This is a genomic window from Arthrobacter sp. MDT2-16, from assembly GCF_054510925.1.
This window is the reverse complement of record NZ_JBTNDP010000006.1, coordinates 48325-70061: the sequence shown is the minus strand read 5'-3', so window position 1 is coordinate 70061 and position 21737 is coordinate 48325. Positions and strand designations below refer to the sequence as shown.

Sequence of the window (21737 nt, the reverse complement as noted above, 5' to 3'; positions counted from 1 at the left end):
TGCGCCTCCATGACCTCTTCCACGCCACACACCGGAGCTACGGCCGGCGCCGTCCGCGTCGGCACGTCCGACGACGTGCGGACCCCCGGCCTCCTGGCCCGTTCCATCGCCGAGGGTGCCGGTTCGTTCCTCGTGATCCTCGCGGGTCTCGGTGCCACCATGCTGGCCACGGAGACCGCGCTGCAGCCCACCCTCGTGTTCGGCTTCGCCGTCATCGCAGCGATGATCGCCTTCGGCTACATCTCCGGCGGCCACTTCAACCCGGCCATCACCATCGGCTCGGCGGTGGCCGGCCGGACCGGATGGAAGTCCGTGGTGCCCTACGTGGTGGCCCAGGTGCTGGGCGCCCTCGCCGCGTCCGGGCTCATCTGGCTGACGCTCAGCGCCAACGCGCAGCTGACCGGCATCCGTGGCTTCTTCAGCTCCTCCGCCAACGGCTTCGGTGAGCACTCCGCGGCGCAGTTCCCCCTGACCAGCGCCTTCCTGCTCGAGGTGGTCGCCGCGGCCCTCGTGGTGGCGGTCTTCCTCGGCGCGACGTCGCGGCGCGTCCGGTGCGACCTGGCGCCGTTCGCCGTCGGCCTGATCTACGCGGGCCTGCTCTCGTTCCTGCTGCCCGTGACCAACGGCGGCATCAACCCCGTCCGCGCCACCGCGTCGGCCGTTTTCGCCGAGTCGTGGGCCCTCGAGCAGCTGTGGCTGTTCTGGGCCGCGCCCCTGGTCGGCGGCCTGATCGCGGGGCTGCTCTTCCGCAGCATCGATGCGCCGGCGCAGGCCCGGGACTCGTCCGTCGAGTCCGTCGAGACCGTCGAGTCCGTCGGGACCGCCGCCGTGCCGGCGGCCGACATCGACGGCCACGACACCCGCACCGCCGGGCAGGACACCGCCCTGGATGCGCAGTACGCCGCGCCCGTCGACGGCCAGCCGGCACCGCGCGGCAGCGCGTCGGCAGGCGATGCGGCGTCGTTCTTCGACAGGCCGGGCACCGATGTGCCGCCGTCGTCGGGTGACGCAACCGGGACCTCCGGGCCGGTGCGCTAGCACCGTTCCCGAGGCCGCCGCGCTGATCCGGCGAATGTCGGCGTGCGGCGGTAGCGTGAAAATCATGAGGATCCTCCACACATCCGACTGGCACCTGGGCCGCTCCTTCCACGGCACCGGGACGCTGGACGCCCAGCGCATCTTCATCGACAGCCTCGAGAAGACCGTGCGCGAGGAGGCCGTGGACGTCGTCCTGGTGGCGGGCGACGTCTACGACCGCGCGCTCCCCGCCGTCGACGTCGTGTCACTGCTCGACGACGCACTGGACCGGCTCGCGGTGGCCGGCGCGCAGGTGGTCATCACCAGCGGGAACCATGACTCCGCGACGCGGCTCGGCTTCGGTGGGCGTCTCCTCGCCCGTGGGGGAGTGCATCTGCGCACGCGTATCGAGGACATCGCGGTCCCGGTGACCTGGCCTCTCGGGGACGACGCCGAACTCGCCGTCTACGGCATCCCCTACCTGGAACCGCGCGTCGTCGCCGGGGGACTGCAGGCTGAGGCCGGCACCCACACGGCCGTGACCGGTGCCGCCCTGGAGCGCGTCCGCGAGGACCTCGCACGGCGGACGGCCGGCCGGCGCGTCGTGTCCATCGTCATGGCGCACACCTTCGCCGCCGGGGGAGCCCCCTCGGACAGCGAACGCGACCTCGCCATCGGCGGGCTCGGGGCCGTCCCGCTCTCGCTGTTCGACGGGTTCGACTACAGCGCGCTCGGCCACCTGCACGGCCGGCAGAAGCTCTCCGAGAACGTGCGGTACTCGGGCTCACCGATCGCCTACTCCTTCTCGGAGGTGGACCAGAACAAGGGCGGGTGGCTCCTGGAGGTCGACGCCGACGGCGTACGCGACGTACGGGCCGTCGAGTGGCCCGCCCCGCGGAACCTCGCGGTCCTCTCCGGCACCATCGACGACCTCCTGGCGCGCACGGACCTCGAGTGGGCCGAGGACGCGTACTGCCACATCACGCTCACGGACCGCGAACGCCCTGCGCGCGCCATGGAGCGGCTGAGGACGCGGTTCCCGGACACCCTCGTCCTCGCCTTCGCCCCCGAGGGGGGGCAGCGCGACGACGTCCGGACGTACAGCGAGCGGATCGCCGGAGCCAAGGACGACGCCGACATCTGCTGCGGCTTCCTCGACCACGTGCGCGGCCGGACGCCCTCACCGGAGGAGCAGGCGCTCGTCCGGTCCACGGTGGACGCCGCCCTGAGCCTCGCCCACGAACATTAGGACGCGCCCATGAGACTGCACCGCCTCGAGATCCAGGCGTTCGGGCCGTTCGCCGACCGGCAGAGCGTGGACTTCGACGCCCTGTCGGCCCAGGGCCTGTTCCTCCTCAACGGACCCACCGGCGCCGGCAAGTCGAGCGTGCTCGACGCCGTGTGCTTCGCGCTCTACGGCTCGGTGCCCGGCGCACGCCAGGCGGCGAAGAGACTCCGCAGCGACCACGCGGCCGAGTCGGTGGCCCCGCAGGTCATCCTCGAGTTCTCCGTGGGTGGCCGGCGTTTCCGGGTCGAGCGGTCTCCGGCATGGGAACGGCCGTCACGGCGCGGCACCGGCACCACGACGGAACAGGCGAACACGCTCCTCAGCGAGCACATCGGCGCCGACTGGGTGCAGAAGTCGGCCCGCAACGACGAGGCGGGCCTGGAGCTGCGCACCCTGCTCGGCATGGACAAGGAACAGTTCACCAAGGTGGTGATGCTGCCGCAGGGAGAGTTCGCGGCCTTCCTCCGGGCCGACGCCGCATCACGGCGGGACCTGCTGCAGAGACTCTTCTCGACCACGCGCTTCGAGACCCTCGAGACACTGTTCACGGCGGAGAGCCACCGGACCGCCCGGGAGCTCGCGGACCAGGAGGGGAAGCAGCGGCACCTCTACCTCCGCGCCGTCGACGAGGCCGAGCGCCATGACCTCGCCGCACCGGACACCGATGCCGAGACGGGGTCCGCCGTCGACCGGGCAGCGTCGATCCAGGCCATGATCGACGCCCTCTCCGTGCGCCGGGACGAGGCGGCCCTCGACGTCACCGAGCTCGCGGAGCGGAGCTCCCTCGCGGACGGCGCACTGGCGGAGGTGCGGCGACGGCGCAGTCGCTTCGAGGCCCTCGCACAGCTGAGGGTGCAGCGAGCTGATCATGAGGGGCGGGCCGAGGAGATCGGGCGCCTGTCCGAGTCGGTGCGCCGGTCCGACCAGGCACAGGGACTGGCGGCCCTGCTGGGGCTCGACGACGAGGCAGCGGTGACGGTGGACCGGGCGGGGTCCCTGCACCGGGAGGCTCTCCAGCGCCTGCTGCGGAACGACACCGCGGCGGACCACCTCGAGGGGGACCCGTCCGCCGAGGGTGGGTTCCGGCGCGAGGCGCTCACCGACGCGTGCGCTGCGGCCTCGTCCGCCCTGGGGATCCTCCGTGCCGCCCTCCCGGACGAGCAGCGGCTGCTGGACGTGCGATCGGCCCTGCGGGCGCTGGTCACGGAGGCCGGCAGCCTCGACGCGCGCCTCGAGGACACGGTCGGGCGCATCGCACGGCTACAGCGCCGACGCGCCACCGACACCGAGAGCCTCGAACCGCTCCGCCGCGCCGCCGACGGGGTGGCGCACCTGCGGGCCGATCTCGCGGCAGCGGTGACCGCCGAGGACGTCGTGCGGCAGTACCGGGCGGCCTCGGACCGCCGGGCCGCGGCGGACACCGCCCACGCCGAGGCTTCCGAGCGGTTCCTTCGGCTGAAGGCGGAGTGGCTCGAGAAGCTGCAGTTCCGCCTCGAGCAGGCCGCGGAGGAACTCGCCGAGCAGCTCGAGGACGGGCAGCCGTGCCCGGTGTGCGGCAGCAGCGACCACCCGTCACCCGTGGCATCGCCCGGCGGGAACCGCGTCACTCTCGAGGAGGAGCAGGCCGCCCGTCGCCTGCAGGCCCAGGCCGAGAGGAGCCTGCACGATGCCCGGGAGGCGCTGGACGGGGTGCGGCTGGAGGTCGCCGACCTCGCAGCCAGGGGCGGCGACTCCTCGCCGGAGGACGCTGCGGCCACCATCCGCACCGCCCGGGCGAAGGTGGAGGCGGCCGAGGCGGCCTCCGCCGAATACTCGGCCGTCGAGGAGCGCGTGCGGAAGGCCGTCGAGGAGGAGGACCAGGCCTGCAGGACGCGGGACCTGCTGAGGGAGGAGCGTTCCGCGGCGGAATCGCGCACGTCCTCGCTCCTCGAGCAGGAGGAGGACCTCGAGCAGCGGCTCGCAGGCCTCCGGTCGGGGGCGCGATCGCTCGCGGACCGCATCGCCCAGGTGCAGCGGGCACACGACGAGCTCCAGGGTCTCCGTGACGCCACCGACGACCTGGCGCGCGCTGTGGACCGCCGGACGGACATCGCCCGGCGCCTGGACGAGGCGCTGCGGGCCACGCCCTTCGCTGACGCGCAGGAGGCGCGCGCGGCCCTGCTGCCGGAGGACCACTACGGCCGCATCGCGCACGCGATCCGGGAGCACGAGGTGCGCGGACACCGCCTCGATGCGGCGTGGGACGACGACGCCATCCGGGCGGGTCTCCGTGACGAGCAGGACGGCGTCGAGCCGCCCTCGGAGGACGACGAGCAGCAGGCCGGCGTTCTCGCCGAGGAGCTCCGGACCCGGGCGCACCGTGCCGGGATCACCGCGGAGGTGCTCGGCCAGTCGGTCGCGCAGCTCGACGCCTACGCCCGGGAGTTCGCGGACCTCGAGCGGATCGCGGCGCCCCTGCGCGAGAGGGCGCACCTGGTCCAGGCCGTGGCGGACACCGCGCGCGGCGCGGGGGAGAACCTGTACAAGATGTCGCTGGCGACGTACGTGCTCGCGTCGCGGCTCGAGCAGGTGGCCGCCGCGGCGACGGAACGGCTCCTGCAGATGTCGGACGGCCGGTACCAGCTGGTCCACAGCGACGCCACGGCGGGGAACAGGCGCTCCGGGTTGGGGCTGAACGTGATCGACGGCTGGACCGGCAACCGCCGGGACACCTCGACGCTGTCGGGGGGCGAGTCCTTCATGGCTTCCCTGGCCCTGGCACTCGGACTGGCCGACGTCGTCCAGCAGGAAGCGGGCGGACTCGACATCGAGACCCTCTTCGTCGACGAGGGATTCGGCTCGCTCGACGACCAGGCGCTCGAACAGGTGATGGACGCCCTCGAAGGCCTGCGGAGCGGGGGCCGCGTGGTCGGGCTCGTGAGTCACGTACCCGAACTCAAGCAGCGCGTCGGCGCGCAGCTGCAGGTGGTGAAGGGACGGCAGGGATCGGTCCTGCGCTTCGTGGAACAGCCCATCAGCGTGTAAACTCGTGGGCGTTACCGGGTCGGGCGCATCGGGAGGGGGGACGATGCGCGTTCGACGCACCCGGAAAGCGCCATGTACAAGAACCCGGAACCGGCATCGCCGAATTCCCTCCCGTCCGCAGGATCATCCGCCGCGCCGCGCCCGAGCACTACCGGGCGCTCCCGCCTCGGCAGGTTCGAGGTCCTCCCGCGTCTGGCCGGCACCTCCTTCCTCGTCGTGGGCCTCTTCGCCCGGCTCCCCCTGGCCATGCTCACGGTCGGCGCCCTGACACTCGTCACCACCGCCAGCGGCTCCTACGCCGCCGGAGGGTTCGCCGCCGGGGCCGTGGGTATCGGCTCGGCCCTCGGGGCGCCCGTCCTCGGTGTCCTCGCGGACAAGCACGGCCAGCGGATCGTGCTGCTCGTCTCGGCGATCCTCAACACCCTGGCCATCGCGGGGCTGCTGGTCGCGACCCTCACCAGCACCGGCTTCACGGGCGGCCCGCTCGCCGTCGTCCTCGCCGCAGCATTCGCCACGGGGTTCACCTGCCCGCAGATCGGTCCCCTGGCGAGGGTCCGCTGGATGGCGATGACGCGGCGCGGCCCCCGCTCCGACCTGGACACGGCCCTGTCCTACGAGGGCACGGCCGACGAGCTGACGTTCGTCCTCGGTCCCGCCCTGGTCGGTGTGCTCGCCAGCCTGATCGCGCCATGGCTCCCGTTGGCGCTTGCGGCCGCCCTCACCATCACGCTCGTCAGCGCCTTCGCCGTGCACCGGACGGTGGCCTTCAGCGACGCGCGCCCGGAGCCCGGAGGAGACGCGCCCGACGGCGACGCCGCCCGCCCGTCCCGGGCGTGGCCCGTCCTGCTCCCGGTGGTGGGGATGATCGCCATGGGTACCTTCTTCGGCTCGACCCAGACGTTCCTCACCGCCTTCGCCGGGCGCTTCGGCGCCACCGAGTCCTCGGGCCTGCTGTATGCGGTGATGGGGCTGAGCTCGGCGGTGGCCGCCCTGTCCGTGGCGTACTGGTCCCCACGCTTCAGCCATGTCCGCCGCTGGATCGCCTCCGCGGCCGCGATGGCGGTGGCCGCCGCGGTGCTCGCCCTCCCGGGTTCGATCCCCACCATGCTCGTGGTGCTGCTCGTCCTCGGACTCTTCGTCGGGCCAACCATGGTGACCATCTTCTCGATCGGGTCGGCGGTCGCCCCCGCGCACCGGCTCGGCACCGTCATGACGCTCCTGGCGAGCGGCATCGTCGCCGGTACCGCGATCGGCTCGGCGCTGGCCGGAACACTCGCCGAAGCGGCGGGGCCGGCCGCAGCGGCGGGCGTCCCCGCTTTCGCTGCCGCCGTGCTGCTCCTCCTCGGTGTCGCATCCGCCGTCGCCCTGCGCGGCCGCGGCTCCACCCAGGCTCCGGTGCCCGGGAGGTAGCACCGTCGCCCTCCGCGCCGGCAGCTCGATCGAGGCACGGGCGCCACCAGCCGGCGGCGCTGGTCCTCGCGGCGCTGCCGCGCATAGGATCGGAGGACATCCCAGCTGCAGGAGGACCCATGAGCACCGAAGGCACCGAGCACGACGGCACGACCCAGGACGGTACTGGCCACGAGGGCACCGACGACGCGCAGGGCGCGGGTCCCGAGGGCACGATCCCGGCGAGCGACGACGGCATCGCGGCGGGATCCACCGACGAGCCGAGCAACTTCGAGCCCGAGGAGGACGACGGCGGCGCCTCGTAGGCGGAAGCGGCCCTGCCGCGCTCAGCTGATGCTGGGCGCGTAGCGGGGCGGCTCGGGGAGACGCACGTTGCCCCCGACGATACCGCCGGTGATCCTGCCGGCCGGGACGAACTCGGAGCCGCTGGCCCCCCGGGTGGAGGGTGCGGCCACGGGCGCCGGCGCGTGATCGTCGTCGCGGCTGCGCAGCTGGAGCGCGACATCATGCGCGAAGGGCCTCGCGGCAGGGTCCCGCGACGTCATGCGCCGCAGCAGGTCCGCCCACTCGGGACCGAGCGAATCCGGTACCTCGGGATCCCGCAGGAGACGGGCCAGTGCGGCCTCGACCACAGGTCCCGGGAACGCCTTCTCGCCGGTCAGGCACTCGAGGAGTACGAGGCCGAGGGAGTAGATGTCGCTGCGCTCGTCGAGCGGATCACTCCTTGCCTGCTCGGGGCTGAGGTAGCTCGCGGTGCCGATCGTCGCGCCGACCGCCGTGGCCATGGTGGCCTCCACCAGGCGGGCGATCCCGAAGTCTGTGAGTTTGGCATACAGGCGCGTGCCACTGTCCGTGCTGAGGAACATCAGGATGTTGGCGGGCTTCACGTCGCGGTGCACCACGCCCTCGGAGTGGATGTAGGCGAGAGCGTCCGCCAGGTCCGCTCCGAGCTGCGCGACGTCCTCCGCGGGAAGCGCCCCGCCTCGGAGCAGGTGTCGCAGATCCTCGCCGTCCACGAGTTCCATGACGAGGAATCCCGTGGTACGGCCCTCCTCGTCCTCGTGCATGCCGGCGTCGTGCAGCGTCACGAGACCGGGATGATTCAGCGTCGACAGCAGCATCGTCTCCGTGTGCTGGCGACGGTAGTCGTCGTCGTCGGACGTCGTGGGGTTGAAAATCTTGATCGCCACGTCGCGGCCCAGAGTGCGATCGACGGCGCGGTACACCGACGCGGTGCCGCCGACACCGAGGAGACCCGTGGTCTCATAACGGTCGGCAAGGAGCACGTGCATGCGTGTCCTCCCGCGCCAGGTTGTGATGGTCGACCGTCACACAGCCATAAGGCTGCTGATCAATTCCGAGTATAGCCTCGACCGGTGCGGCCCCGGCGTGTGCCGGACACGCGTTACCGAACCTTCACCGCACGTCACCGCGTCCCGTCATGCGAGGAAGGCGAGTGCCGCCTCCTTGAACACCCGGGAGGTGATCGCGTTCGTGTGGTTCCTGCCCGGCAGTGTGGTGACCACCGCATCCGGCGCCCACCGTGTGAGGTCCTCGAGGCCGACGGCGTAGTCGTCCTGGTCCCCCGCGACGAGGAGCAGCGGCATCTTCGGGACGGCGCCCTGCGGGTCGAACGGTTCCGTCTTGATGGCCGAGACCAGCGCCAGGAGCGCGGGCAGGTCGGCGTGCGGGCCGGCCTGAGCCATCCGCAGGAGGTCGGCGGTCGTCGGGTCCTGGGAAGGGTCTCCGCCGGCGAGGAAACGCTCGGCGCCCTCGAGGTCGAAGGCCGCGAGGGGGTCCGCCGTGCCCGGTCCGCCCAGCACCATCCTCCGCACCGTCTCGGGCTGGGTGGCGCCGAACTCCCACGCCAGCCTGGAACCCAGCGAGTAGCCGATGATGTCGACGCCGGAGGTCGGGTCGTCGCCGCGCAGAGGGAGGACACGCTCATCGAACAGGGCCTGCAGGATGTCGGCACGGATGCGGCTGGGAGCGTAGGCGCCGGCGTCGTCGGGCGTCGCACTCTCGCCGTGTGCGGGGAGGTCCACCATGACGACGCCGCGGCCCGCATCATTCAGGAGACGGACCCAGCCCGTTCCGATCCAGTTCTGCCGGGAGGACGAGCCGAAGCCGTGCAGCAGGAGGACCGGCGGCAGGGGCGCGGGGGAGTCCGGGAGGCTGCGGGTGATGGACAGGCGGGGATCGGTCCCCTCGACGGCGTGAACAGCGTGGTGATCCATGCGTCCCATCGTAAGGGCGGCAGAGACATGTGCACCGTTGAACACATCCCCGCCGCGCGGCCCGGGGGCCGACGCCAGTGACTTTAGACACTCCGACCGGATCGGGCAACCCCTCGGCTGCACGTTACGCGGTCCCGGCGACGGGGACGGGCGGTACGGACACTGCATCACGACCGGCTGTCGACCGCCGCTCCCATGAGTTATAGTCATCTTGACCCGAACAGGGCGCGCCCCTGGACGGAAGGATCGGGTATGTACGGCTCGGCCAACGTCACGGAGCGGCAGGCCCAGGCACCCGCCCTCGCCATCTCGACGGTCATCTTCGCGCTCCGCACGGATCCCGGGACCGGCCGGTCCGAGATCTGGCTACCCCTCGTCCGCAGGATCCGGCAACCGCACCTCGGCAAGTGGGCGCTGCCCGGCGGACCCCTCGGTGGGAGCGAGTCGCTGCAGGATGCAGCAGCGCGGAACCTGAGGGAGACGACGGACCTCGAGCCGACCTACCTCGAGCAGCTCTATGCCTTCGGTGGACTCGACCGGGCGGCCACGCAGCGGCTCGTGTCCATCGTCTACTGGGCACTCGTCCGCCCCGACCAGGCCGACCTGGCGCGGGAATCGGAGAACGTCCGCTGGTTCCGCGCGTCCGAGGCGGCAGGCCTCGCCTTCGACCACGACGAGATCGTGGCCTACGCCCTCGAGCGGCTGCGTGGCAGGATCGAGCACGGCTCCGTCGCCTACCACTTCCTGGGCGATCGGTTCACGCTCACCCAGCTGCGAGGGGTCTTCGAAGCCGTGCTCGGCCGGCCGCTCGATCCGGCCAACTTCCGCCGCCAGCTCCGGTCGGCACGGGACATCGCCGCGACGGACGAGGTACTCCAGGGCGGGCGCAACCGGCCGCCCCGCCTCTACCGCTACACCGGGCAGACCGCGCAGGCACCGCCGTCCGCCCGCACGCCGGCGGACGACCGACCGACCTCGTGACGGGCGGTGTGCCGAATACGTCCCGACGATCACCCGACGCTGCCTCGTCGACGCCGTCACCCCCACGACCGGCCCCGCAGCCCGACAGCCCGACAGCCCACCCCCAGGGAGAACGCCATGTCCGTCACCACCGCCATCCATGACCTCGCGCGAGGCCCCGCCGGGACCGGCGCAGCTCCGGGGACCTGCTCGCCGGACCTCGTGCGTGAGCCGTGGGCGTTCGACGCCCTCCCGCTGCCCGGTTACGGGCCCGGGGCGTCCGTGCAGGACCCGGCCCCGGCGACGACCCCGCGGCAGGGCGACCTGCCGGAGGAGTACAGGAACGCCCCGGCCGAGGAGCTCGACCGCCGGATCCTCGCCGCGAAGAACACACTGGGCGAGTCCGTCGTGATCCTCGGGCACTTCTACCAGCGTGATGAGGTGGTGAGATACGCCGACTTCGTGGGGGACAGCTACCAGCTCGCGCGGGCCGCCACCGAGCGGACGGCCGCCGAGGCCATCATCTTCTGCGGCGTCCACTTCATGGCGGAGACGGCCGACATGCTGTCCACACCGCAGCAGGCCGTGGTCCTGCCGAACCTCGCGGCGGGCTGCTCGATGGCGGACATGGCGGATATCGACTCCGTGTCGGAGTGCTGGGACCAGTTGACCGCTCTGTTCGGGTCGGAGCCGGACGCCGACGGCCGGCTGCCTGTGATCCCCGTGACGTACATGAACTCCTCGGCCGCCCTGAAGGGCTTCTGCGGGGAGAACGGGGGGATCGTGTGCACGTCGTCGAACGCGGCTGCCGTCCTCGAGTGGGCCTTCGAGCGGGGCCGGCGCGTGCTCTTCTTCCCCGACCAGCACCTCGGCCGCAACACGGCGAAGGCGATGGGCGTGCCGCTCGGGCAGATGCCGATGTGGAATCCTCGCAAGCCCTGGGGTGGCACGGACGAACAGACGCTGCGCGACTCCCGCGTGATCCTCTGGCACGGTTTCTGCTCGGTGCACAAGCGCTTCACCGTGGCGCAGATCGAGAAGGCCCGCGCGGACTTCCCCGGCGTGCGGGTGATCGTGCATCCCGAGTGCCCGATGCCCGTGGTCGATGCCGCCGACGAGTCCGGCTCCACCGACTACATCCGGAAGGCCATCGCCGCGGCGGAGCCTGGCAGCACCTTCGCGATCGGCACGGAGATCAACATGGTGAACCGGCTCGCCGCGCAGCATCCCGAGCACACCATCTTTTGTCTCGACTCTGTCATCTGCCCCTGCTCCACCATGTACCGCATCCACCCCGGCTACCTCGCGTGGGTGCTCGAGGGGCTCGTCGACGGGCACGTGCTCAACCGCATCACGGTGCCCGACTCCGTCGCGGAACCCGCCCGGGTGGCGTTGAACCGGATGCTCGCGGTCCGGCCATGAGGACAGTCCCTGCCTCGGGCGGGAGGAACGATTCGCCGGGCCTGCGGACCGTTGTCGTCGGCGCGGGGATCGCAGGGCTGCAGACAGCCCTGGTGCTCCGTCGCCTCGACCCGACGGCCGAGGTGGTCCTGGTGTCGAAGGGGCCGCTCGGCGAGAGCAACACCGGGTACGCCCAGGGCGGTATCGCCGCCGTCGTGCCGCGTCCGGCAGGTGCGGGGATGCCCGACGGCGGTGCAGGCACGGCAAGTGTCCTCGATTCGGTCCAGGCCCATACCGCCGACACGCTCCGTGCCGGGGCCGGCCTGGCCGATGCGGACGCGGTCGCCGTCCTGTGTGAGGGAGCCGCGGAGGGGATCGCCGCGCTGGAGCACTCGGGGGCGGTCTTCGACACCGCCGGTGCCACCGCGCTGCCTGCCCTCGGCCGGGAGGCGGCGCACTCCGCGGCGAGGATCCTGCACATCGGCGGCGACACGACCGGAGCCGGGCTCGTGGACGCGCTCCTCGGCGCGGTCCGGGCCGACGGCGGTCTCCGCGTGCTGGAGCACACGGTCGTGACGCGGGTGCTGCTCGACGCCGCACCCGACGGCTCGTCGCACGCCACGGGCGTCGAGGTGGTCGCCGCCGACGGAACCGGGCGGATCACCGCGGACGCCGTCGTGCTGGCGACGGGCGGCGCGGGGCAGCTCTTCGAGCACACCACGAATCCCGCGGTCGCCACGGGTGACGGCGTGGCACTGGCCTGGCGGGCCGGCGCCGTGGTCGCCGACCTCGAGTTCTTCCAGTTCCACCCGACATCGCTCGACGTGCCGGGGAACCCGCTCCTCTCGGAGGCGGTGCGTGGCGAGGGGGCCCGACTCGTCGACGGCGCAGGGCGCGCGTTCATGACGGACTACCACCCCGACGGGGACCTCGCCCCACGCGACGTCGTGGCGCGGGGTCTCGCGGACCGGCTCGCCCGCGACTGTTCCCGCGACCGTTCCCGCGCGGCGACGGACCGGGCGCCGCAGGTCTTCCTGGACGCGACGGCGCTCGGTGGTGCGTTCCTGGCCGGGCGCTTCCCGTCCCTCACGGCGCTCACCGCACAGCACGGTCTCGACTGGTCCTCGGTCCCCGTGCCCGTGGTCCCTGCGGCGCACTACTGGATGGGCGGCGTCAGGACGGATACGGACGGCCGCACCTCGGTCCCCGGGCTCTTCGCCGTCGGGGAAGCGGCGTGCACGGGCGTGCACGGCGCCAACCGGCTCGCCTCGAACAGTCTGCTCGAGGGGGTGGTCTTCGGGGCGCGGTGTGCAGCGGCGATCGCCGTCGGCGGGGGAGCGGTGCCGGTCTTCGACGCCGAACCGGTGGATCTGGAAGCGGAGGCGGCCCCGGCGCAAGCCTTCACGCGCCGGGACCTGCAGGCGCTGATGTCCGATCACGCGGGCTTACTGCGCACGGGCGAGGGCCTGGACCTCGCCCGCAAGCACCTCGCCTCCTACCGCGTGGACGCGGATCCCGAGAACGCCAACCTGCTGCTGTGCGCGCGCCTCCTCGTTCATGCCGCCGCGAACCGGGTCAGGTCCTGTGGAGCGCACTTCCGCTCGGACCAGCCCGCCAGCCCGCCCGACCGGCCCGACCCGAGCCGGTCCTACGTCCGAGCCTCCCGAGGGAGAACGCCATGACAGAGACCGTCATCAGCCCGACACCCCCCGCCGTTCCCCGCCCGTCGTCCCCGTCGGCGTCCACGTCCGTGCCACCGCAGCACCTGATCGACGCGGTCGTCGCCGCCGCGCTCGCCGAGGATGCGCCCTGGGGCGACATCACCTGCCAGGCACTCATCGACCCCGACCTGGAGGCGACGGCGACCATCACCGCACGGGAGCCGGGCATCCTCTGCGGGACCGCCGCCATCGAGGCCGCCCTGCGCCTCACGGACGCGCGCATCCGCGTGGTCTTCCCGCAGGTGGACGGTACCCGGTTCGACGCCGGTGCCGTCCTCGCGGAGATCAGCGGACCGGCGGCCGGGATCCTCACCGCGGAACGGACGGCCCTCAACATCGCCCAGCGGCTCAGCGGGATCGCCACGATGACGCGCGCCTTCGTCGACGCCGCGGCCGGCACGGGGGCGCGCATCACCAACACCCGCAAGACGACACCCGGCCTCCGGCTGCTCGAGCGCTGGGCGGTCCGGTGCGGCGGCGGCTCCAACCACCGCTCCAGCCTGTCCGACGCCGTGATGGTCAAGGACAACCACCTGGCCCTGCTCGCGGTCGACGGGCCGGCAGCCCTCACGCAGTCCCTGCTGGCCGTGCGGTCCCGTGTGCCGCACACCGTGCACGTGGAGGTCGAGGTGGACCGGCTGGACCAGCTCGAGCCGGTCCTCGCCGCCGGGGTGGACACGGTCATGCTCGACAACTTCGGCCTCGACGACCTGATGGAGGGAGTGCGCCGCATCGGCGGCCGGGCACTGGTCGAGGCCAGCGGCAACGTCCGGCTGGACACGGTCCCGGCCATCGCGGCGACCGGCGTGGACCTCATCTCCGCCGGTGCCCTCACCCACAGCGTCCGGTCGCTCGACCTCGGACTGGACTTCGGCCCCGGCCCCGGCCCCGGCTCCAGGACCGACTGCCATGATCTACCTTGACGCCGCCGCGACGGCCCCCGCGAAGCGTGAGGTCCTCGAGGAGATGTGGCCCCTGCTGACCTCCACGTTCGGCAACCCCTCGAGCCACCACACCTACGGCGAGGCCGCGGCGACCGAGTTGGCCCGCGCCCGTGCGCGCATCGCCGCTCTGCTGGGCTGCCGGGCCGGGGAGATCGTCTTCACCTCGGGCGGCACCGAGGCCAACAACCTCGCGCTCAAGGGGATCGCCCTGGCCGCGCCGCGGGGGCGGCACATCGTGGCGAGTGCCATCGAGCATCCGTCGGTGCTGGAGGTGCTCGACTACCTCCGCAGCTTCCACGGCTTCCGCATCACCGTGCTGCCCGTGTCCTCCACCGGCGTCGTCTCCCCGTCGGCGCTGGCCGCCGCGCTCGAGGAGAGCACGACCCTGTGCACCGTGATGTACGCGAACAACGAGGTGGGCACCGTGCAGGACCTCGCCGCGCTGGCCGGGGTGTGCCGGGCCGCCGGCGTCCCCTTCCACTCCGACGCCGTGCAGGCCGCGGGGTGGCTTCCCCTCGGGGTGGACCGCCTGGGCGTCACGGCCCTCAGCGTCTCGGGGCACAAGCTCGGGACGCCGAAGGGCACGGGAGTGCTGTACCTCAGGGCGGGGACGCCCTGCGAACCCGTGCTGCACGGCGGCGGGCAGGAGCGCGGACGCCGCTCCGGCACGGAGAACGTGGCCGGTGCCGTGGGCCTCGCGCGGGCTCTGGAGCTCGCGCAGGGCGCCCTGCCGGGGACCGCGGTCACGGCTGCCGGGGCACGGGCCGCCTTCATCTCCACCGTCCTGGACGGAGTGCCCGGAGCGATCCTCACGGGCGACGCCGACCGGAGGCTGCCCAACCTCGCCTCGTTCTGCTTCCCCGGCGTGAGCGGCGAGGCGGTCCTGCTGGAACTCGAGCGCCGGGGGATCGTGTGCTCGAGCGGGTCCGCCTGCGCGGCCGGGTCCACGGAGCCCTCGCCGGTGCTGCTGGCACTCGGCCTGGACGAGGAGACCGCCTCCACCGCCGTGCGTCTCTCATGGACCTCCGACACAGGCTCCGACGAGCTCGCGAGCGCGGCCGCGGCCGTCGTCGCCTCCGTCCGTGCCGTCCGGTCGCTCGGCGCGGCATACCCCTGCGTCGGCGCGACCGGACCCTAGACTGGCCGCACCGAGCCGCCCGGAGGGGAGCGCAGATGAACCAGATACCGACCAGCGGGCGTGATACCAGTCGCGTCCTGCAGGGCGTCCTCGCCGCCGCGCTCGTGGGCCTCCTGCTGCCGTCGTGTTCCACGCTGCAGGGCGACGACGGCGGGGCCCCGTCGGCGTCGGCGACCGCGTCACCGACGTCCGAGCCGGCCGCCGCGCCGCTGCGACAGGCGCGCGAGGGCTGGAAGGTGTTCACCGATCCCGGACGGCTCATCAGCTTCGAGCTGCCGCAGGCGTGGGTTGTGCAACCGCTCGAGCCGGAGCCCGGCGCCTATGCGCCGGACTCGCTGCACTACGCCGTCCGCACGCCGGAGGGGACCACGGCCGCAGAGCTGCACTCCGGCATCCTGGCGCCCGAGGACCCCTGCCCCGACGCGCAGCGCACTCCGTACTACGTCCTCGGCAGCGAACCCCTCGACACGACCGGCGGTGCGCCGGCCGCCGGTATCGAACCGCGCTTCGTGGTCCGGATCATCACCGGATTCCGCTTCTTCGGTTCCTACGGCATCACGGACCAGGTGGGCGGGGCTGACGGTCTCGCGTGTTCCCTTCCCAACACGGTCCAGGGCGGCGAGGCCCTCGGGCGGTTCAGCTTCGGCGACCTCGAGGTGCTGGCTCCGAAGGCTCCGGCGAACACCGGACCGGGGACGGTCTCCTTCGGCACGATCGGGGAAGCCGAGGCGTACTACGACACCCCGGAGTTCGCCACCATCCGCGAGATGGTCCGTTCCGTCCGCGTGGAGCCCGCTCCGGCCGGCTGACGGGACGTCGGACGGGAGACCAGGCAGGGCGTCAGGCGGCGGACCGCAGGGCCGTGTAGTCCACCCCGGTCAGTTCGGCGCTGCGGTTCCACAACCGCACCGCGATGTCCTGGTCGAGCACGCGGGGCACGGGGGCCACGAGGCGGGGAGCGCCGCGGGTCTCCCCGGGCCCGGATGGGCCGTAGTAATCGCCGCCCCGGACATCGGGCGCCGTCGCCGCGTACAGCGTGGGCAGGGCGCCGGCGGCATCGGACTGGCCCATGAGCTTGAGGAAGCCCCCGAAGGCGTCGAGCACCGGGGCCTGCATGCCGGCGGTCAGGTTCGTGTTGGCGAGCCCCGGGTGCGCCGCCACGGAGGTGAGGTCCCAGCCCGCGGCGCGCGCCCGGCGGTCGAGTTCCACCATGAAGTACAGGTTCGCGATCTTGCTCTGGCTGTAGGCACCCCACCGGCTGTACCGGCGCTCCGACTGCAGGTCCCCGAAGTCGATGCGCCCCCGCCTGTGGGCGATGCTCGAGAGAGTGACGACGCGCGGGGACCCTGCCGCGCGCAGGTTCGGCAGCAGCAGGCCCGTCAGCGCGAAATGACCGAGGTGATTGGTGCCGAACTGCAGTTCGAACCCGTCCGCCGTGGTGGACCTCGGCGTGGCCATGACGCCCGCGTTGTTCACGAGCAGGTGCACCGGCCCGTCCAGGGCTGCGGCGAACGCGCGGACCGATGAGAGGCTCGCGAGGTCGAGCACGCGCATCTCGACCTCCCCGCTCCCGCTCAGGGACCGCACCCGCGCCTCTGCGTCGCGCCCGCGCTCCTCGTTGCGGCAGGCCAGCACCACGTGCGCGCCCTTCCGGGCGAGTCCGACGGCGGTCTGCAGGCCCAGCCCGCTGTTGGCACCGGTGATGACCGCGCGCCGTCCCCCCAGATCGCCGATCGAGTCCGCTGTGAAGTCGCTCATGTGTTCCTCTCCTGCCCGGGGCTCCTGCCCGGGTCCGGTGGTGCCCGTCCGGCGTCGATGGTGCGCCCTCGCCCCAGCATAGAGTTGGGGGCGGACCTGCCACCTACCGGGAGCAACGAACCATGCAGCGCACCGTCTCCGCCGACCTCGATGCCACGACCATCGCGGGTACAGAGGTCGTCCTGTCCATCGCCCTGGCCGCCCCGGGGAGCTACACGGCCGTCGAGGAGGAGCTGGCCGTGCTGATCGACGGTGAACCGGCCGAGCTCCGCCCGCTCGAGGACAGGGACGGCACGCGGCTGCACGTGTTCGGCACGCCGCGGGCCTCGTCCATCCGCGTGCGCTACCGCGCGCAGGTCACGGGGAACGCCGCCCCGGCGCCGCTGGACGACGTCGACCTCGTGCGCTACGTGCGGCCGAGCCGCTACTGCGAGTCGGACAGGATCCTGCCCACCGCCTACGCGCAGTTACCCGACCTCCGCGGGGTGGACCTGATGCAGGGCGTGCGGGACTGGGTCGCGGCCGAGCTCTCCTACGTCCCGGGCTCCTCCGGGTTCACCGACGGCGCGGTGGACACCCTCCTCGCCCGCCGGGGCGTCTGCCGCGACTACGCCCACCTCGTGATCGCGCTCCTGCGGGCCCGGGACATCCCTGCCCGCCTCGCCTCCGTGTATGCGCCGGGTCTCAGCCCGATGGACTTCCACGCCGTCGTCGAGGCGTGGGTGGACGGCACGTGGCACCTGCTGGATGCCACGGGGCTCGCCCCACGTGCCTCGATGCTGCGCATCGCGACGGGAAGGGACGCGACCGACACCGCGTTCGTCTCCACGGTGGGCGGTTCCCTGCAGCTCTCGGGCCTGACGGTGACCGCGACGGTCGACGAGCTGCCTGTCGATCATGCGGCCGAACGCCTGTCCCTCCGCTGACCGCCGGCCCTGCAGCCGCTTCCCCGGGGCGGGGCTACCGCTCCAGGGCGGCGTTGATCTTGTCCGTCAGGGCCTTCAGCTGGTCCATCTCCGCGGGGTCCAGGACCGGAGCCAGCACGTCATGGATGCGGTGGACGTGCGCCGAGCCGATCCGTCGCTGCAGCGCCCTGCCCTCGTCGGTCAGCCCCAGCTCCACGCCGCGGTGGTCCTTCTCGGCGGGGCGCCTGCGCACGAGGTTCCTCGCCTCGAGACGGTCCACCATGCGGCTGAGGCTGGGCTGGCTGATCAGCAGGTGGTTGTTGAGTTCGTTCAGCCGGGTCCAGCCACCGGGACACCGGCTGAGGTTGAACAGGACGTCGTACTCGCCGATGGGCAGTTCCCGGAACGCGGGATCCTGCCGGATGCGGCGCATCACGCCCACCTGCGCACGGAAGAGGGCCTCCCAGGTCTCCGACGCCTGCCGGACCGACGCACCCGTGCCCTCGCCGTCGTGAGCCCGCCCGGGCTGCCCGACGGCGGTGTTCGACTCCTCGCCCATGGCTGCTGCCCGGCCTCCCGCCGGTCCGCCCGGCAATCGATGTGTTTGCATCAAGTATACGCGGCGCCCCTACGCGGCGCCGCTGCCGGAGGCGAGGCCTCAGGCGGCAGCCCGACGCTGGGCCCGTTCCTCGCGACGCCCCTCGACGAGCCGGTACAGGACCGGGACGAGGACGAGCGTGAGCGCCGTCGAGGAGACGAGCCCGCCGATCACGACGACGGCCAGCGGCTGCGAGATGAACCCGCCCTCGCCGGTGAGGCCCAGGGCCATCGGGGTGAGCGCGAAGATGGTGGCCAGCGCCGTCATGAGGATGGGCCGGAGGCGCTGGCGGGCGCCCTCGCGGATCGCCTCGGCGACCGGCAGGCCCGGCGACCCGTTCCGCGGCAGGCGGTACTGGTTGATGAGGTCGATCAGTACGATCGCGTTCGTCACCACGATGCCCACGAGCATCAGCATGCCGATGAGCGAGGGCAGCCCGAGCGGGATCCGGGTGATCAGCAGCAGGGCGATGGCACCCGTGGCGGCGAAGGGGATCGACACGAGCAGGATCAGGGGCTGTACGAGGCTCTTGAACGTGGCCACCATGATGACGTAGACGATCGCGACGGCCGCCCAGAGCGCCAGGAACAGCTGGTCGAAGGACTCCACCTGCTGGGTCGAGGCACCGCCCACCGTGGCGGTCGCACCCGCGGGCAGGTCGATGTCCTCGAGCCGTTCGGTGACGGCGGTGGTCAGGCTGCCGAGGTCGTCCCCGGCCGGCGTGATCGAGACACGGGCGGTCCGCTCCCCGTTCGTACTCGTGACGGAGAGCGGCACCTGCACCTCCTCCACCGAGGCGACGTCGGTCAGGGGGACGGGCCCGCGTGCCGTCGGGACCTGGAGTGTGCGCAGCTGCTCGAGGCTCGTGATGCGTGTGCCCTCGCCGATCAGCACCGGGAAGTCGTCGGCGTCGAACCGCACGGAGCCGGCCGGGACGGGGCTGATGCTGCCGCCCAGCAGCGCGGCGATCTGGCCCTCGCTGAGGCCCGCGGCGACGGCGGCGGCCCGGTCCACGTCGATCTGGACCTGCGGCGATGCCGCGGAGAGGTTGCTCGAGACCTCGCCCGCACCTTCGAGCCCCTGCATGCCGTCGAGGACGGCGGCGTTCGCGGATTCGAGGTCCTCGCCGGCGGGAGCGGTGATGTCCACGTCGATGGTGCTGGACGTCCCGAAGCCGCCCTGCTGGCTCGAGAGGGACAAGCTTCCGGCGTCCGACAGTCCCTCGAGGTCCTTGCGGACCGACTCCTGGAGTGCCTCCTGGTCCGCCTCCTCGTCGGTGATGACGGTGAAGGTCGCCACGGAGGCCCCGCCGGAGAACTGGGCGGCGAAGCCCCCCTCCGCGTTGCCGACGGTCAGCTGGACGTCCCTGATCTCGGGGTTGTCGGCCAGGATCTCCTCGGTGCGGCCGGCCGCCTCCGCGGTGGTCGCGAGGCTGGAGCCCGGCGGGAGGGTCTGCGTGAGGGAGAAGCTGTTCTGCCCGGAACCGCCGAGGAGGTTCGTGGGCAGGAACGGGACCATCGCCGCCGTCGCGCCCAGCACGATCAGCCCGCTGACGAGCGTGACGACGGGATGGCGCTGTGTGCCGGTCAGGATCGGCAGGTAGCCACGCTGGAGCAGTGACGGGCGTTCGGGTACGGGGGTCTCCCGGGCGCCGTCATCCGGCAGGGGCGCCGCGTGGCGTGCTCCCCGGCGGGAGGACGCGGTGCGGGGGAGGAACCAGTAGGCCAGTACCGGGATGATCGTCAGCGACACGGCCAGGGACGCCAGCAGCGCGATGCCCGTCGTGACGGCGAAGGGGCGGAAGAGCTCGCCCGCGAGGCCGCCGACGAAGCCGATCGGCGCGAAGACGGCGACGGTGGTGAGGGTCGAGGCGGTGATGGCCCCGGCGACTTCCCGGACCGCGGTCAGGATGGCCTCGCGCTTCTCCTCGCCGTAGCCGAGGTGCCGCTTGATGTTCTCGATCACGACGATGGAATCGTCGACCACGCGCCCGATGGCGATCGTCAGTGCTCCGAGGGTCAGCAGGTTGAGGGAGTAGCCCGCCGCGTAGAGCCCGATGAACGTGATGAGCAGGGACAGCGGGATGGAGATGGCGGTCACCAGCGTGGAGCGGACCGAGAGGAGGAAGACGAGGATGATCAGCACGGCGAACCCGAGGCCCAGGATCCCCTCGGTGGTGAGGTCGTCGATGCTGCTCTCGATGAACGGCGCCTGGTCGAACACCACCGTGATGTCCGCGGCGTTGCCGAGCTCCGCCTCGAGCTCGGGGACGAGGGCCACGATCTGCTGGGAGATCTCCACCGTGTCGCCGTCGGGCACCTTGGTCACCGAGAGGGCGAGCGTCTCCACCCCGTTGGTCCGCGTGACGGAGGTGGCCTCGTCATCGGCCAGGCGGACGTCGGCGATCCCGCCGATGGTGGCGACCGGGCCCCGCGCGGGCGCGGGCGAAGCGAGCGCTGACGTACCGGCCGGCGCATCCGGGGAGGTGCCGGGTGCGCTGCCGCCGGGCGCCGTCCCTCCGCCGGTCGCGGCTCCGGGCTGCGCCGAGCCCGATCCTCCCGTGTCGCCGGAGGACGACGACGAGGGGAGCACCGGCAGGGCCTCGATGTCCTCGAGCGACCCGATCTGGCTGCCCGCCTGGATGGTCAGCGAGCGGGGATCCTCCTCGAGGGTGCCGACCGGGAAGAGCGCGCCGTTGTCCTCGAGCGTGCTGGTGAGGTCGCCGACGGTCAGTCCGGCCCCCTCCAGCGCTCCGGCCCGCGGCAGGATCGCCACGTGCTGCGTGGTGCCGCCGGAGACGTCCGCGGTCCGCACGCCGTCGATCTTCTGCAGCCGGGGGACGGTCAGCCGCGCGAGGTCGCCGTTGAGCTCACTGAGGGTCTGGTCGGACGAGACCGCCATGAACACGATGGGCAGATCGCTGATGCTGCCGGCGAGTGCCTGCGGTTCCACGTCCTCGGGAAGCGTGGGGCGGACCGTCGAGATGGCCCGGTCCACCTGTGCCCTCGCGCGGTCGAGGTCGGTGCCGTACACGAAGACGAGGCTCACGGTCGAGACGCCCGTGCGCGAGGTGGACGACGACGACTCCAACCCCTCGACGCCGCTGAGCGCCGCCTCGAGCGGTTCGCTGACCTGCTGGTCGAGGTACGTCGGGGAGGCACCCGGCACGGCGGACAGCACCGTGATCTGCGGGAACTCGAGCGAGGGGATCAGTTCCTGCTTGAGGGACCCGAGCGTGATCACGCCGAAGACCGACGCGAAGACGGTGATGAGCGCGATCAGGGCACGGTTGCCGAGGGAGAGGTGGGCCAGACGGAACAAGGGACCTGCCTTCGA

At 72.4% G+C, this 21737-nt stretch carries 17 protein-coding genes; 12 read left to right on the top strand and 5 right to left on the bottom strand.

Features of this window, described 5'->3' with window-relative positions:
- The first annotated feature begins 9 nt into the window (after positions 1 to 9).
- From ACX80N_RS11715 to ACX80N_RS11695, 5 genes are all read left to right on the top strand, one after another.
- Positions 10 to 1038, top strand: a complete 1029-nt coding sequence (locus ACX80N_RS11715; protein ID WP_459339531.1) for an aquaporin — start codon at positions 10 to 12, stop codon at positions 1036 to 1038.
- A gap of 64 nt (positions 1039 to 1102) precedes the next feature.
- Complete coding sequence (locus ACX80N_RS11710; protein WP_459339530.1) at positions 1103 to 2266, top strand: exonuclease SbcCD subunit D; 1164 nt, start codon at positions 1103 to 1105, stop codon at positions 2264 to 2266.
- A gap of 9 nt (positions 2267 to 2275) precedes the next feature.
- On the top strand, positions 2276 to 5329 hold the full coding sequence (locus tag ACX80N_RS11705; protein WP_459339529.1) for an AAA family ATPase: 3054 nt from the start codon (positions 2276 to 2278) through the stop codon (positions 5327 to 5329).
- 72 nt (positions 5330 to 5401) lie between these two features.
- Positions 5402 to 6739, top strand: a complete 1338-nt coding sequence (locus ACX80N_RS11700; RefSeq protein WP_459339528.1) for an MFS transporter — start codon at positions 5402 to 5404, stop codon at positions 6737 to 6739.
- Positions 6740 to 6858: 119 nt separating this feature from the next.
- On the top strand, positions 6859 to 7044 hold the full coding sequence (locus ACX80N_RS11695; RefSeq protein WP_105030944.1) for a hypothetical protein: 186 nt from the start codon (positions 6859 to 6861) through the stop codon (positions 7042 to 7044).
- 21 nt (positions 7045 to 7065) lie between these two features.
- Here the strand turns inward: ACX80N_RS11695 and ACX80N_RS11690 are convergent, their stop codons facing one another.
- Positions 7066 to 8031, bottom strand: a complete 966-nt coding sequence (locus tag ACX80N_RS11690) for a serine/threonine-protein kinase (RefSeq protein ID WP_459339527.1) — start codon at positions 8029 to 8031, stop codon at positions 7066 to 7068.
- Positions 8032 to 8178: 147 nt separating this feature from the next.
- Positions 8179 to 8976: an alpha/beta fold hydrolase gene (locus ACX80N_RS11685; protein WP_459339526.1), complete on the bottom strand. Its 798-nt coding sequence runs from the start codon at positions 8974 to 8976 to the stop codon at positions 8179 to 8181.
- Between the two features lie 252 nt (positions 8977 to 9228).
- On the opposite strand from ACX80N_RS11685, the gene ACX80N_RS11680 reads away from it, so the two are divergent.
- From ACX80N_RS11680 to ACX80N_RS11655, 6 genes are all read left to right on the top strand, one after another.
- Positions 9229 to 9957 (top strand): NUDIX hydrolase, encoded by a 729-nt coding sequence (locus tag ACX80N_RS11680; RefSeq protein WP_459339525.1) that lies wholly within the window; start codon positions 9229 to 9231, stop codon positions 9955 to 9957.
- Positions 9958 to 10074: 117 nt separating this feature from the next.
- Positions 10075 to 11358 (top strand): quinolinate synthase NadA, encoded by a 1284-nt coding sequence (gene nadA, locus ACX80N_RS11675; protein WP_459339524.1) that lies wholly within the window; start codon positions 10075 to 10077, stop codon positions 11356 to 11358.
- The gene (gene nadB, locus ACX80N_RS11670) at positions 11355 to 13019 is read left to right on the top strand and encodes an L-aspartate oxidase (protein ID WP_459339523.1); all 1665 of its coding nucleotides are present in this window, start codon (positions 11355 to 11357) and stop codon (positions 13017 to 13019) included. The genes nadA and nadB overlap by 4 nt, the downstream gene beginning before the upstream one ends.
- The gene (gene nadC, locus ACX80N_RS11665) at positions 13016 to 13981 is read left to right on the top strand and encodes a carboxylating nicotinate-nucleotide diphosphorylase (protein ID WP_459339522.1); all 966 of its coding nucleotides are present in this window, start codon (positions 13016 to 13018) and stop codon (positions 13979 to 13981) included. Before nadB ends, nadC begins: the two co-directional genes overlap by 4 nt.
- The gene (locus ACX80N_RS11660) at positions 13968 to 15140 is read left to right on the top strand and encodes a cysteine desulfurase family protein (RefSeq protein WP_459339521.1); all 1173 of its coding nucleotides are present in this window, start codon (positions 13968 to 13970) and stop codon (positions 15138 to 15140) included. The genes nadC and ACX80N_RS11660 overlap by 14 nt, the downstream gene beginning before the upstream one ends.
- Before the next feature lie 35 nt (positions 15141 to 15175).
- Entirely contained in the window at positions 15176 to 15949 is a 774-nt protein-coding gene (locus ACX80N_RS11655; RefSeq protein ID WP_459339520.1) for a hypothetical protein, read from the top strand.
- A 31-nt stretch (positions 15950 to 15980) separates the two neighbouring features.
- Here ACX80N_RS11655 and ACX80N_RS11650 read toward each other — a convergent pair whose 3' ends face one another.
- A complete protein-coding gene (locus tag ACX80N_RS11650) occupies positions 15981 to 16898 on the bottom strand; it encodes an oxidoreductase (RefSeq protein ID WP_459339519.1) in 918 nt (305 codons plus the stop codon).
- Positions 16899 to 17020: 122 nt separating this feature from the next.
- Between ACX80N_RS11650 and ACX80N_RS11645 the strand changes: the two genes are divergently transcribed.
- Positions 17021 to 17824, top strand: a complete 804-nt coding sequence (locus tag ACX80N_RS11645; protein WP_459339518.1) for a transglutaminase-like domain-containing protein — start codon at positions 17021 to 17023, stop codon at positions 17822 to 17824.
- Positions 17825 to 17858: 34 nt separating this feature from the next.
- Here ACX80N_RS11645 and ACX80N_RS11640 read toward each other — a convergent pair whose 3' ends face one another.
- Positions 17859 to 18413, bottom strand: coding sequence for a MarR family winged helix-turn-helix transcriptional regulator (locus tag ACX80N_RS11640; RefSeq protein WP_459339517.1), 555 nt, complete (start codon positions 18411 to 18413; stop codon positions 17859 to 17861).
- Positions 18414 to 18461: 48 nt separating this feature from the next.
- Positions 18462 to 21722 (bottom strand): efflux RND transporter permease subunit, encoded by a 3261-nt coding sequence (locus tag ACX80N_RS11635; protein ID WP_459339516.1) that lies wholly within the window; start codon positions 21720 to 21722, stop codon positions 18462 to 18464.
- Positions 21723 to 21737 lie beyond the last annotated feature (15 nt).